Origin of the sequence: Stenotrophomonas aracearum (assembly GCF_031834615.1) — a bacterium.
Lineage (GTDB): Bacteria > Pseudomonadota > Gammaproteobacteria > Xanthomonadales > Xanthomonadaceae > Stenotrophomonas > Stenotrophomonas aracearum.
Window position 1 is genome coordinate 3,547,709 of sequence record NZ_CP115543.1, and the last position, 13,465, is coordinate 3,561,173.

9 protein-coding genes are annotated in these 13,465 nt (G+C 68.6%); 2 read left to right on the forward strand and 7 right to left on the reverse strand.

Annotated features, from left to right (window positions below; all coding sequences use genetic code 11):
* Nucleotides 1-21: 21 nt before the first annotated feature.
* Complete coding sequence (locus PDM28_RS16000) at nucleotides 22-2,697, reverse strand: TonB-dependent receptor (protein WP_311182814.1); 2,676 nt, start codon at nucleotides 2,695-2,697, stop codon at nucleotides 22-24.
* A 241-nt stretch (nucleotides 2,698-2,938) separates the two neighbouring features.
* Between PDM28_RS16000 and PDM28_RS16005 the strand changes: the two genes are divergently transcribed.
* Together PDM28_RS16005 and PDM28_RS16010 are read left to right on the forward strand one after the other, a co-directional pair.
* Nucleotides 2,939-3,871 (forward strand): dihydrodipicolinate synthase family protein, encoded by a 933-nt coding sequence (locus PDM28_RS16005; protein ID WP_311182815.1) that lies wholly within the window; start codon nucleotides 2,939-2,941, stop codon nucleotides 3,869-3,871.
* Entirely contained in the window at nucleotides 3,868-5,037 is a 1,170-nt protein-coding gene (locus PDM28_RS16010; protein WP_311182816.1) for a mandelate racemase/muconate lactonizing enzyme family protein, read from the forward strand. Before PDM28_RS16005 ends, PDM28_RS16010 begins: the two co-directional genes overlap by 4 nt.
* Nucleotides 5,038-5,082: 45 nt before the next feature.
* Here the strand turns inward: PDM28_RS16010 and PDM28_RS16015 are convergent, their stop codons facing one another.
* The 6 genes from PDM28_RS16015 to PDM28_RS16040 form a co-directional block, all read right to left on the reverse strand.
* A complete protein-coding gene (locus tag PDM28_RS16015) occupies nucleotides 5,083-6,411 on the reverse strand; it encodes an MFS transporter (RefSeq protein ID WP_311182817.1) in 1,329 nt (442 codons plus the stop codon).
* Nucleotides 6,412-6,508: 97 nt separating this feature from the next.
* Complete coding sequence (locus PDM28_RS16020) at nucleotides 6,509-7,228, reverse strand: IclR family transcriptional regulator (RefSeq protein ID WP_102945053.1); 720 nt, start codon at nucleotides 7,226-7,228, stop codon at nucleotides 6,509-6,511.
* Between the two features lie 49 nt (nucleotides 7,229-7,277).
* Nucleotides 7,278-10,103: an autotransporter family protein gene (locus tag PDM28_RS16025; protein ID WP_311182818.1), complete on the reverse strand. Its 2,826-nt coding sequence runs from the start codon at nucleotides 10,101-10,103 to the stop codon at nucleotides 7,278-7,280.
* Nucleotides 10,104-10,223: 120 nt separating this feature from the next.
* A complete protein-coding gene (locus PDM28_RS16030; protein ID WP_311182819.1) occupies nucleotides 10,224-11,291 on the reverse strand; it encodes an acyltransferase family protein in 1,068 nt (355 codons plus the stop codon).
* Nucleotides 11,288-12,436, reverse strand: a complete 1,149-nt coding sequence (gene nagA / locus PDM28_RS16035) for an N-acetylglucosamine-6-phosphate deacetylase (protein WP_311182820.1) — start codon at nucleotides 12,434-12,436, stop codon at nucleotides 11,288-11,290. Before nagA ends, PDM28_RS16030 begins: the two co-directional genes overlap by 4 nt.
* Entirely contained in the window at nucleotides 12,436-13,464 is a 1,029-nt protein-coding gene (locus PDM28_RS16040; protein ID WP_311182821.1) for an SIS domain-containing protein, read from the reverse strand. The genes nagA and PDM28_RS16040 overlap by 1 nt, the downstream gene beginning before the upstream one ends.
* Nucleotide 13,465: the final 1 nt, after the last annotated feature.

Here is a 13,465-nt window from a genome sequence, read left to right on the forward strand (position 1 = left end):
TCCTTTCCAGAGAACCCATGCTCAGAACCGGTAGGTCAGGCTGGCCTTGTAGGACCGGCCGAACACCACGTTGGTACGCAGGCCTTCGGGATACCCGTCGAAGGTGCGCTGTTCGCTGTCGAGCAGGTTGTTGCCTTCCAGCTTCAGCGACAGGCGCTCGCTGAAATCGTAGCTCATCGACGCAGACAGGTCCTTGTAGGTGTCGTTGTAGATGCCGGTGGACGCGGCCGACAGCCCGACCAGGTACTCATCGCGCCAGTTGTAGGCCAGGCGGATGCCGAACGGGCCGTTCTCGTAGTAGCCGATCAGGTTGGCATTGTTCTTCGACAGGCCCGGGAAGGTCATCGCGTTGCCGTTGATGTCGGTGATCGGGGTCTCCGAGTCGATCCAGGTGTAGGTCGCGACCACGCCGAAGCCGTCGAACATGCCGCTGAAGGGCACCTGCGCCAGCAGCTCCGCGCCCTTCACCTTGGCCTGGTCGCCATTGATCTTGCGCAGCACCAGGTAGTTGACGTTGCTGTAGGTCTCCGCGCTCTGCCGCTGCACGATGAAGGTGGAGATGTCCTTGTAGAACAGGCCGGCCGAAAGCAGCCCCTGGCCACCGTAGTACCACTCCAGCGACAGGTCGTACTGGGTCGCCTTGAACGGGTCCAGGTCGGGCGCGCCGCCGCTGCCGGTACCCGGCGAGGTCTGCACGCCGTTGGCGTCGAACACCGCGTTGTTGTTGAGGGTCACGCCGTTGTTGAGGTCTTCGGTGTTCGGGAAGGCCACCACCTTGGCGGCGCCGCCACGCAGCACCAGGCTGTCGCTGATCTGCAGCTTGGCCACGGCCGAGGGCAGCACTTCACGATCGTCCCGGTCGAAACTGGAGGGGGTCAGCACGCCGGTGCCGCTGATCAGGTTGCCGCGCGAGGTCATGTCGCGCCCGACGAAGCGCACGCCGACGTTGCCGCCCAGCGCCATGCCCGAGACTTCGGTATCCCAGTTGAGCTTGGCGTAGGCCTCGAGGAAATCCTCGTCGACGCTGAAGGTGGCCGAGTACGCCAGGGCGGTGCTGCCCGGGTCCAGGCACTGCGCGTTCTGCGAGATCTGCGGCAGCGTGGTGAAGCTATCGCAGCCGCCGAAGGTGCTGCGGAACGCGCCCAGGTAGTCGCGCGGCAGTCCGTTAAATTCGCCCGGCAGGAAGTCGTTGTTGCTGTAGACGCGGATATACGGGCCCATCTGCGAGACCGGGATGCCACCGGCCGGACGGATGTCGGCGCGACGTGGGTCCTGCAGGCTTTCCAGGCGGCTGAAGCGGGCGCCGAAGTCCAGCGAGCGCAGCGCGCCGTCGCCGAAGGCCAGGCTCCAGTCGGTGCGCAGCGCGCGCGAGTCGGTCTGGGCGCGCCAGTCGTTGTCGAACATGATCGTCATGCGCCACTGCGAAGGATCGACCACGTTGACCCCGCTGACGTTGAAGCTGCCGAAGCTGCCGCTGCGCAGGTCGAAGTCGGTGACCGAGGTCAGCGCTGCCATCGGCGCCAGGCGCATGTAGCGCTGGTTGTAGCTGGCGGTGGATCGGCCCCAGTCGAGCTCGGCCGAGCCGTCCAGGCGATCGCCGACCCGGAAGCTGGCGCGCAGTGCGCTGGACAGCACGTCCGAGTCGATGTCGGCCACTTCGGTGTTGAGCAGCACGGTGCCGGTGGAACGCCCGGCCAGCAGGATGTCGTGGTCGGAGTAGACCGCGTTGGTCAGGCCCGCAGACGGATTGAACGCGATCCAGTAACGGTCGCGCTCGGCCTCCTGCCGCGAGTAGAACGTATCCCAGGACAGCTCCACGCCGTCGGCCGGGCGCCACTGCAGCACTGCGCTGACACCCACCTTGGTGCGGTCGTCGTCGATGTTCTGCGCGCGCATGTCGGTACTGCCGAAACGCTGGGTGGTGCGGTCGACCGGGTCGGTGAAGCGCGCATAGCCGGAGAACGTGTCCAGGCCCTGCTGCACCACGTTGCGGCGGCCGTAGGTAGCCGACAGCAGCGCGCCGAAGGTGCGGTCCTCGTTGCGCCGCGAGAGCAGGCCGAAGGCGTTGTGGCCCCAGGAATCGGCCATCTCGTCGTAGGTGCCGGCCAGGCTCACGACGTTCTGCTCGCTGTCGCCGGACAGCGGCTGCCGGGTGTGGATGTCGACGATGCCGCCCAGGCCGCCGGACAGCTGGTCGGCGCCGGCCAGCTTGGTCACTTCCAGCCGCGAGATCAGCTCGGAAGGCACCAGCGACAGCAGGCCGTAAGTGGAGGTGGCCAGCTGGTCCAGGCCGTTGCCGCCACGCCCGGTGGCGTCGACGATCTGGCGGCCGTTGTACAGCAGCACGTTTTCGCGCAGGCCGCGTACCAGGATGTCGCTGCCCTCGCCCATCCCGCGCTCGAGCTGCACGCCGGCCACGCGGGCCAGCGACTCGGCCACGTTGGTGTCCGGCAGCTTGCCGATGTCATCGGCGACGATCGCGTCGACGATCTGCGCCGAGTCGCGTTTGAGGTCGCGCGAGGCTTCCAGGCTGCCGCGGATGCCTACGACGCTGACCGCGTCGAGGGTCTGCGCCTGCTGCTCCCCGGCAGCGGTGGTGGCGGGCGGCGACGCCGGGTCCTGTGCGGCGGCCAGCATCGGCGCGAGCAGGCAGGTGCCCAGAGCGGTGAACAGGGTGGAACGTCGAAAACGAAGCATGGATCGGCCCTCTCCCAAGGTAGGGATCCAGCACCAGGTCCCCGACCTGTCTGCTGGATCCAGCTTTTTCGTCGTTACTGCTGCGCTGCGGCTTGGCAGCGTGTAGCTAATATAGCAATATGATTTGGCCGCGCACGCTGCAATGCAGCGAAGAATCAATCACTCCTGTGGCGTCTGCGGCCACTTCCCTTTCATAGTGTTGCTATCCATGGCACACGCAATCCAACAAGGACCCGGCGCAATGGCCGTTCTGCAAGGTGTCTTCCCGATCCTTCCCACCATCTTCGACGCCCAGGGCGGCATCGATGAAGCCGGGACCGAAGCGGTGTTCGAGTACATCCTGGCCGCAGGTGCGGCCGGGGTGGTGTTCCCGGGACTGGCCAGCGAGTACGACATGCTCGCGCTGGACGAGCGTCTGCACCTCACCGCCTGCATCGGGCGCTGGAACCGCGGCCGCGTGCCCTTCATCGTCGGCGCCAGCGCGCGCACCCTGGAAGACGCGGTGCAGCTGGCCCGCGCCGGTGGCGACGCCGGCGCCAGCGCCGCGATGGTGCTGACCCCGCACGCACTGGCCGGCGACGCCGAGGGCATGGCCGGGTTCTTCTCCCGGCTGGCCAGCGAATCGGGCGTGCCGGTGATGCTGCAGAACGCACCGGCGCCGATGGGGGTCGGGCTGGGCGTGGACGCGGTGGTCGCGTTGACCGCGCAGGTCCCCGCGATCGAATACGTGAAGGAAGAAACGATGCCGTCCGGGCATCGCATCACCGCGCTGTCCGAACGCGCTGGCAGCAGCGTGCGCGCGGTGTTCGGTGGCGCCGGTGCGCGTTATGTCCTGGACGAACTGGCGCGTGGTGCGGTCGGCACCATGCCCGCCTGCGAGATCACCGAAGTGCACGTGGCGATGCTGGCGGCATGGGCAGCGGGCGACCATGCGCGCGCACGCACCCTGTTCGAACGCACCCTGCCGCTGCTGAGCATGCAGGCGGTGTTCCGCTGGCGCCTGACCAAGGCGATCCTGCTGCGCCGCGGCCTGATCGGCAGCGACCACGTGCGCGCACCGGGCCCGGCGCTGGACCGCTTCGATGCCCGCGAACTGGATATCCTGCTGGATCGCATCAGCGACCTGCTGCCGTTGGACGCCGTCCCCGGGCAGGTCCGGAGAACCCCCGCGTGAGCCATGTCACCCAGGTTGAAACCTTCATCCTTACCGTGCCGCGCAGCACGCCCTACCTGGGGCCACTGGGCGCCGGCGAACGGATCAACGCGCGCGGTTACCTGGTGCGCCGTGGCAACGGCACGCTCTACCCCACCGTGGACCGTTCGGTCCTGGTGCGCGTGACCACCGCCGACGGCGCGGTGGGCTGGGGCGAGACGTATGGCATCTGCGCACCGCGCGCGACCTGCGAAATCATCAACGACCTGCTCGCGCCCGAACTGGTGGGGCGCGAACCGGAAGACGTCGAACAGATCTGGGATAACCTGTATGGACTGATGCGGGTGCGAGGCTGCGGAAGTGGCTTCCATACCGATGCGCTGGCCGCGCTGGACATCGCGTTGTGGGACCTGCGCGCCCGCGCGGCCGGGAAGCCGCTGTGGGCGCTGCTGGGCGAGCGTCGGCGCGACACCATTCCCGGCTACGTGTCGGGTCTTCCTGCATCGACGGTGGAAGAGAAAGTGGCGATGGCGCGCACCTTCGTCGCGCAGGGCCATGACGCGTTCAAGGTACATGCTGTGGTCAGCCACGACGGCATCGTAGAGGAGATGCTGGCACTGCGTAGCGCGCTGGGCGATGACGTACAGCTGATGGTGGACCTGCACTGGAAGTTCGATCACGCGCACGCGCTGGCGTTGGCAACGCAGCTGCTGCCGGCACGATTGACCTTCATCGAAGCGCCGCTGAAGCCCGAAGACGTGGCGGGGTTGATCGCACTGGGCGGGGACAGCCCGATTCCGGTGGCGGCAGGTGAAGAGTGGGCGACCGACTACATCGCCCAGCTGCGCCTGGCCGGTGGGACCCTCGCCTACGTGCAGCCAGAGATGGGCCACACCGGCATCACCCAGTTCCTGCGCATCGCGCGCATGGCGGCCGAACACGGTGTGCCGGTGGCGCCGCACGCCACCATCGGCGGCGGCATTTTCATGGCCGCCAGCCTGCATGCATCGGCGGTGATCGACGACCTGTGGCGGCACGAGTGGCAGCACTCGATCTTCTCGCGTTCGGTGGAGATGCTCGACACCGACATGGCGTATGCACGCGAGGGGTATACGTTGCCGAGTGGGCACGGCCTGGGCGCGCAGCCCAACGCGACGTTCTGGGACCACGCCGAGTTCGTGGCCTGAGCGTGCGACGGGCCGGGCAATGCCCGGCCCAACATCCATCCCGACTCAACCGGCCGCTACCGCCTCGGCATCCGGACCGATCAACGTCATCTTCGAACGGCGCGCCATCTTCAGCGCGGTCCATGCGAGCGTGACCGCGATGGGGTGCAGGAAGGCCATCAACACGAAGGCACGGTCGAAATTGCCGTCGGCCACCAGGTGGCCCACCACCTGCGCCGAGACCATGCCGCCCAGCGCGCTGCCGCAACCGACCAGCCCGGCCACCGAGGCGATGTAGCGCGACGGGAACAGGTCCACCGTCATCGCGGTGAGGTTGATCTGGTAGGTCAGGTGCGCGAACGTGACCAGGCAGGCCAGGCCGAGCAGCAGCGGGATCGGCGGATGGAAGGCCACCAGCAGGCCCACGGGCGCCAGGCACGCGGCGCCGACCATGGTGGTCAATCGCGCGCGTACCGGGTTCATGCCGCGCTTGACCAGGCGGCCGGAGATCATCCCGCCGCCCACGCTGCCGATGTCGGCGGCGATGTACACGATCCACGCCAGCGACGCGATCGCGGCCAGGCCCATGCCACGCGCGTCGCCCAGGTATTTCGGGAACCAGAACAGGTAGAAGTACCAGACCGGGTCGGCCACCGCCCGCGAGGCGACCAGCGCCCACACGGTACGGTCGCGTGCCAGTCGACCCCACACGCCTTTCATCGAGGAGGCCGGCGCTGCGGCTACCGGTGTTTCAATCGCAGGCGTGGCGACCGCCTCCACAGTGGTCGCGGCCGTCGTGGCGGGCGCAGGCGCAACGGCGCCCTGCCGCCCCGGACGCGGGTAGAACCACCACCACGCAATCATCCACAGCAACCCGGCCACGCCGGTGATCCAGAACGCGCTGCGCCAGCCGTAGTGCAGCGCGATGCCGCCGATCAACGGCGGTGCCAGGGTCGCGCCGATCATCGCGCCGGCGGTATACAGGCCCAGTGCCAGTCCGCGCTGCTTTGCCGGAAACTGCTCGGACACCACCTTGGTGCCCACCGTGTAATTGCCTGGCTCACCCAGCCCGAGCGCGAAGCGTGCTGCCCCCAGCTCCACCGCGCTGCGCACGAAGCCGGTGGCGATATTGGCCAGCGACCACCAGCCGACGAACAGCAGCAGCGCCACCCGTGCGCCCAGCCAGTCGGTAACCCTGCCGGCCATCACGTACGCGGCTGCATACGCGAACAGGAACACCTGTACCACGCGTGCGTACTCGAGGTCGGTCATGCCCAGGTCGGCCTGGATCGTGGTGGCCAGGATCGACAGCGCCTGCCGGTCCAGGTAATTGATCACCGTGGACACGAACAGCAGCGACAACAGCACCCACTTGGTGTTCCCCGACCTGCTCACGCCGCTGCACGCTTGGACATCGCCGATGCCTCCCCTTCGGAAGGCTGCAACGTATTGCTATTGTAGCAACATGTCAAACCGCACTGCGGCAAAGATCTCAGCCGATCTCCGCAGCGGCCGCGCGCAGTGCGGCGACCAGTTCGGCGGTGGCCGATTCGGGGATCCAGCCGGACATGGCGATGCCGGCATGCACCGGGTCGCCCATCGCGATCGCCACGATGTGGTGGTCGCGTTCGTCGGCCACGTGCACCCGGGCATGGCCCTGCGCGCGGGTCTGGGCCAGGGTCGCCAGCAGCTGTTCGATGCCGTCCGGGAACATCGGGATCGGGCGGTCTTCATACAGCTCGCGCACTTCCTCGTCGGACAGCTGCGCCAGCAGCACGATGCCGATTCCGCTGGTGGTGGCGGGCAGCAGGCCGATGCGGCCCAGCCCGCGCGCCGCCTCGATCCCGGGCGGCGCATGGAACAGGTAACTGACGCTGTCGTTCCACAGCACCCCCAGTGCCACGGTGTGGCCGAACCGGCGCAGGTGTTCCAGCACCGGCAGCGCGCGCCGGATCAACCCGGAGGCGAACAGGCTCTGCGCGGCCAGCACATGCATGCCCGGCCCGGCGGTGTATTTGCGGTCGGCGGTCTGCCGCGCGATGCCGAGGTAAGCCAGGGTCTTGAGCAGCCGGTTGACCCGGGTCGGGTTGGCATCCAGCTGCCGGGCCAGCTCCCGGCAGCCCACCGGTTCGGGCGATGAGGCCAGCGCCTGCAGGGTGGCGATTCCGTCGATCAGGCTCTGGTTGGGCTGGGCATTGGGCTTGGTTCGCATCCGGAAAGCGTACACCAATAGCAACACCCAGCCCTGCCAGCGGCGGGGGTCAGAAGTCGACGCGCAGTCCGATGTTGCCTTCGATCACCTTCCGTTCCTTCAACCGGTGGCTGTCCAGGTCGCGGGTGTAATCGGCCACCGCGAACGCGCTGATGTTGGCGTTGTAGCGCGCGACCACGCCGACCCCGACTTCCAGCGCGCGATAGCTCTGCTCGCTCAGCAGCGGATCGCCGCCGATGTCGATCCGGTCCTCGCCACTGAAGGCACGCCAGTAGTTGAGCTTGAAGTAGGGTTGCCAGCCGTTGTCGACCAGCATGTAGTCGCCGGCCAGGCGCAGTCCGATCCGCGCGGTCCAGGCATCGTCGTTGTCCACCCGCAGCACCGACAGCGCATCGCGGGTGTCGTCGATCCGGGTCTTCTGCCAGATCACCTGGGCCTGCGGTTCGAGCCACCAAGCCGAACTGCCGAAGTGCAGCAGCGGCTTGCCCACTTCCAGCGAGGCGGTGGTGCCGTCGCCCTTCATGTCCACGCCGATGCCGCGGCTGGACACGCTGTCGCCGTCGTAGCGGCTGCGCATCAGCACCGCATCGAGGTAGCCGTTGGCGCTGCCGACCCGCGTGTAGGACAGGCCCACGTGCTTGTCGTCCAGCCGCGAGCGGCCGACATCGACATTCTCCCAGCCCAGCGCGAAGCCGGTGACATTGCCCTTGGCGCGGGTCTGCCCGACGAAGAGCCCGACCTGGTTGCGCACGTCGCCGTCGCTCGCAAACAGGTCGCCGCCGGCCTGCACGCCGACGAAGTGGCCATTGAAACCGGGCTGCGCATCGCCGGCCCAGTTCTGCTCGTGGCTCTGCCCGATCATGCGACCCCATACCGAACGGAAGATGCCGTCGCCGCGCAGCAGCCGCTGTTCGCCCTGGCGCTCGTGGAAGGTACCCAGGCTGGCCATGCTGGCCTCGCGCAGCAGTGGCGGGATCACCGCATAGGTCGGCGTTTCCACGCGGTAGATCGGTACCACCGCCATCTGCGGCGGACGCGCCTGCGGCGTGGGCGGCACCTGCAGCGGGCTCGGCACCGGCACCGGAATCGGCGGCGGCGGGGGCTCCGGCGGCACGCCCACCACCGGCGGTGGCGGCGGGGGCGGATCGGGAACGACCACCACCGGTGCCGGCACCGGGCCGGGCACGATGGTGGAGCGCAGGTACCAGTTGTCGCTGGTGCCTGCGCTCACGCCGCCCTTGAACAGGAAGTACTCAAACGCACCTGCCGACAGGCTGCCGGCCAGCGAGAACGCGCCTGCAGCAGTACTCCCGCCGTTGGTGGCCTGCACGACCATGATCCCGTCGGCCACGGTGCTGGCACCGCCGCCACCGACATTGGTGACACGCATGATCGTATTGCCGGTGGCACTGCCGCCGGCGATCACCAGCTTGTCCGAAGCGGAGGCATCGTTGCCCAGCACGGTCTGCAGTGCCAACGTTCCGCCATTGCCCACGTAGTTGCCGGCAATGGTGAAGGTGTCGCCCGGCGCGCTGCTGCCGTTGCCCAGGTCGATGCGACCGGCATTGCCCACATTGGCCAGCTGGCCGGCAGTGAACGCCGCTACGCGACCGCCGCCGCCACCGGCCAGCAGCGCACTGGCGCTGTCGATCACCAGTGCGCCGGTGCCGCTGGCGCTGTCGCCCAGCGCCAACGTACCGTCCATGGTCAGCTCGGTACCGCGCGTGGCATTGACCTGCTCCCAGTTGGCGAAACGTGCCACGCCGCCGGTCTTGACGTTGAGCATGTCCAGTTTGTCGGTACCCGACCCGGCGTCGAACAGCGGCAGCGCACTCATCTGGGTCGGGGTGAGGTTGGTCAGGGTGGCGGTGTCGTTGCCCTCGCCGAAGTCCACCGGCCCGCGCAGCACGCCGCCCCCGGTCCATTCGAAACGGTCGTTGCCGACGCTGAGCAGGATGCTGCCGCCCACCGAGCCGCCGCTGATCCTGACGATGTCGTCGCCGCCGCTGACGCTGATGTTGCCGCCGATGTCGCCACCGGAGAGTTCGACCCGGTCCTTGCCCAGGCCGGTGACCAGGTTGGCGTCGATGCTGCCACCGGACATCAGGAAGATGTTGTCGTCCAGCTTCATGTTGACCCGGCCGATGCGGCCGCCGGTCATCTCGGCCGAATCGCCGTCGTCGAAACCGCCGATGATGTGCCCGGCTGTCATGCGGAATTGGTCGAAGCCATCGCCCTGTACCAGCGCGCCGACGGTGCCGCCGGTCATCACGAAGGTATCCGGGTCGCGGCTTTGATCTATGGTGCCGGTCACCGTGCCTGCGCTGATTTCAAGGCTGTCCTCGCCTTCGCCCTGGTCGATGCGGTCGAGGGTGCCGTCGCTGATCACCACGCTGTCGGTGCCCGCGCCCTGCAGCACGCCGCCGGTGATGCTGCCCGCGAGCATTTCGAGCCGGTCGGCACCGAGGCCGAAGATGATGCCGCTGGTGCCGCCACTGATGACGCCACGGTTGACGACCGTGGTGGCGGTATTGCTGAGGATGGCGGCACCGGCGGTGCCGGTGATCGTGCCGCGGTTGTCGATGCGGTGCCCGCCGCCGCCATCCAGCGCGATCGCCGCGCCGGTGGGCACCACCAACTGCCCGTTGGCCTGCACGTTGATGGTGATTCCGGCCGAGCCGGAGACGCTGGCGACCGCCGTGGTCTGTGGATTGGGCGCGGCCGTGGAACAGGTCACGGTCTGGCCGGCGGTGGGCGTGGTGGTGTCGCAGGCCGCCCACGCCGGGGCGGACGCGGTCAACAACACAGCGGCGAGGCAGCACGAAACAGCAGAGGCCAGCCCGTTGCGGGCAGGCAGGGAGGCATGGGGTTGCATACACCCTTCCTTTCAACGAATGAAATGGGGTATTGCAACGGACCTATGGTTCCCCCCGCAGGGCCGGCTGACGCTACTGTCTGTCCACTCGCGTGATGGCCACGTCAAAAAACAGGCGGGTCAGATCTTGAAATACACGCGGCGTCGATCAAGCAGCCACACCACGCACCACCAGAACGCGACGAATCCCAGCGCGCACGACAGCGACGCGAGCTTCGGCGCCGCGGGCATCAGCGAGAGCAGTCCGGCGAAGCATGCCGCCCAGGCACCGCTGGCGATCAGCACCAGCGCCATGACCGACGAACCGAGATACGCGGCGATCGCGTTGACGCCGAAACGGCGCCCGATCGCCGGCCAGTGCCAGTGGTCGATGAGCTGATGCGCCAACAGCAGCGCCAGGATCGACAGCCCGCCGGTCCACAGCACGTAGCTGGGCGTCCACAGGTTCTTGTTGAACGGCAGTACCGCCGCCAGCAGCAGTCCAGCGCCCAGTCCAACCAGCGCCAGGCCGGCGAGCGCGCCGCGCCGCCCTGCACGCAGCCAGCTGCCGGCGATCAGTCCCAGCAGCGTGGTCGCGATCGCGCCGGCACTGCTGAGCAGGCCTTCGGGGTCATGGCCAAGTCTGGTGATCGCGTCGTACTTGTACAGGAACGGCGCGAACAGCGCGGTGTCCACGCGGCTCACCGGGTTGTGCCACGGCGCCAGCGTGTCGGCACCGAGCAGCAACGCGGTGTAGCCCAGCAGCAGCGCACCCAGCACCAGCCAGTGCGTGCGTGCACGCGCATGGATGGCCAGCAGGCCCACCGCCGCCACGCACAGCGCGATCCGCTGCAGCACGCCCCACACCCGGTACGCCGGCAGGTCGAACAGCCACCACGCCAGCACGTGCAGCAGCGCACCGGCGAGCAGGATGCGCAGCGCACGCTGCAGCAGCGTGCGTCCCAGCGCCGGGCGCAGCAGCGGGTCCACCGCACGCGGCACCAGGCTCCAGGCCATCGAAACGCCGGCAATGAACAGGAACAGCGGGAAGATCAGGTCGGTGGGGGTGAACCCGTGCCAGTCCGCATGCAGCAGTGGCGCATACACGTGGCCCCAGTCGCCCGGGTTGTTGACCAGCAGCATCGCAGCCACGGTCAGTCCGCGCAGGGCATCGATGGAGCCCATGCGCACCGATGCGGTTGTGTTCATGCGTCCTCGCGCTGGCCGGCGATCCAGGTCGCACGGACCTGCAACGCGTCGTCGAGCAGCACCAGGTCGGCCTGGTAGCCTTCGGCGATCTCGCCCAGGCGGTCGTCCACGTTGAGGAACTGGGCCGGGTAGCGCGAGGCCATGCGCGCAGCTTCGTCCAGCGGCAGGCCGAGCAGGTTCACCGCGTTGCGCACGGCGGTGACCATGTCCAGCGCCGACCCGGCGAGCGCCCCGGCCGCGTTGCGGACCACGCCATCCACCACGGTGATCACTTCGCCATACAGCTCGAAACTGGGGCTGTCGGCGCCCACCGGCGACATCGCGTCGGTGACCAGCATGACCTTGCCCGCGGGCTTGGCCGCCAGCGCCACGCGCAGGCTGCCGGGATGCACGTGCACGCCGTCGGCGATGATGCCGATCCAGCTGTCGCGGTCTTCCAGCGCCGCGCCGACCGCGCCGGGTTCGCGCCCGGTCAGCGGCGACATCGCGTTGTACAGGTGGGTGAAGCCGCGGATGCCGGCGTCCAGCCCGGCGCGCGCCTCTTCATACGTTGCCGCGGTATGCCCGGCGGCGACGATCACGCCGCGCTCGACCAGCGCGCGGATGCTGTCCAGCGGCACCCGTTCGGGCGCCAGGGTCAGCAGGGTCACGCCGTTGTCGAGCGAGGCCGCCATCGCGATCTCGTCGGCATCGGGCACGCGGAACTTGCTGGCGTCGTGGGTACCCTTGCGCCCCGGCGCAATGTACGGTCCTTCCAGGTGGATGCCGATCACACCGGGTACGCCCTGTTCGATCGCGGTGCGGGTGGCGTCGATCGCGGTGCGCATCACCTGCACGTCGTCGCTGATCAGGGTCGGCAGCAGCGCGGTGGTGCCGAAGCGGCGGTGCGCCGCCGCGAGCGTGCGCAGGCTGTCCACGTCCGGCGTATTGTTGAACAGCACGCCGCCGCCGCCGTTGACCTGCGCATCGATGAAGCCCGGCAGCAGCCAGCCGCCGCCGAGGTCCACCTGTTCGGCCGCACTGCCCAGCTGCGGGGCGGCATCGGACACCAGCGCGCTGATCTTTCCCGCTTCGATCACCACCGCGAGATCGTCGCGGAAGCCGTCAGCGGTCAGGATCCGCGCATTGCGCAGGACAGTCTTCATCAGACGGTCTCCGTAACCTTGTTCAGATGCGGCGGCAGGTCCGGGTTGTGGCCGCGACGCAGCGCCAGCGCGTTGATCGCGCGGTAGAACGCCTGCACGGTCAGCAGCGGCGCGCAGGCCGGGTGCGGTGCCTGCGGCAGCGGCAGGTCGCCGTCCGGCGCGGCCAGCCACACCTGTGCGGCGCGCGCGGCGAACTCGGCGGCCACCGCGCGGGTGCCGGCGCCGGTTTCGTCCGGCTGCGCGAAGGCCAGTACCGGGAAGCCCGGCCCGACCAGCGCCATCGGGCCGTGCTTGACCTCGGCCGAGCTGTAGGCCTCGGCGTGCAGGCCGCAGGTTTCCTTGAACTTCAATGCGGCTTCCTGCGCGGCGCCCAAGCCCAGGCCGCGGCCGACCACGAACAGGTTGTGCGCCGGCACCAGGCCGTCGGTCAGGGCCGACCAGTCGCTGTTCCACGCCTGGCGCAGTGCGTCGGGCAGGGTCTTCAGCGAGGCGACCAGGCCGGCGTCCTGGCTCCAGTACGCCACCAGCTGCAGGATCGCCGACAGCGAGGCCAAGTAGCTCTTGGTCGCCGCCACGCTGCGTTCGGCGCCCGCGCCGAGCGGAATCACCGTTTCAGCCAGCTGCGCCAGCGGCGAATCTTCCACGTTGACCAGTGCCACCACGCGCGCACCGGCCGCACGCGCGGCTTCGGCATTGCGCAGCAGGTCCGGGCTCTTGCCGGACTGCGAGATGACGATGTACAGCGCCCCGCGCAGCTGCAGCGGCGCTTCGTACACCGAGCCTACCGACGGCGAGGCCGACGCGGTCACCAGGCCAAGCTTCGTCTCCAGCAGGTACTTGGCGTAGGTTGCAGCGTGGTCCGAGCTGCCGCGCGCGCAGGTCACCACGAACGGCGGCGGCGCCGCGCGCAGGGTCGCGGCCAGCGTCTGCACCGTCGCTTCGTTGCGCGTGAACTGCGCAGCGATCACGTCGGCCGCTTCGGCGGCTTCGCGGAACATCAGGGTGTCGTGCGGGGCTGGCAGGGACATG

Coding starts and splice junctions, on each gene's coding strand:
- PDM28_RS16040 (WP_311182821.1), bottom strand. CDS start 13,464: ATGTCCCTGCCAGCCCCGCACGACACCCTGATGTTCCGCGAAGCCGCC.
- PDM28_RS16025 (WP_311182818.1), bottom strand. CDS start 10,103: ATGCAACCCCATGCCTCCCTGCCTGCCCGCAACGGGCTGGCCTCTGCT.
- PDM28_RS16030 (WP_311182819.1), bottom strand. CDS start 11,291: ATGAACACAACCGCATCGGTGCGCATGGGCTCCATCGATGCCCTGCGC.
- PDM28_RS16020 (WP_102945053.1), bottom strand. CDS start 7,228: ATGCGAACCAAGCCCAATGCCCAGCCCAACCAGAGCCTGATCGACGGA.
- nagA (WP_311182820.1), bottom strand. CDS start 12,436: ATGAAGACTGTCCTGCGCAATGCGCGGATCCTGACCGCTGACGGCTTC.
- PDM28_RS16005 (WP_311182815.1), top strand. CDS start 2,939: ATGGCCGTTCTGCAAGGTGTCTTCCCGATCCTTCCCACCATCTTCGAC.
- PDM28_RS16000 (WP_311182814.1), bottom strand. CDS start 2,697: ATGCTTCGTTTTCGACGTTCCACCCTGTTCACCGCTCTGGGCACCTGC.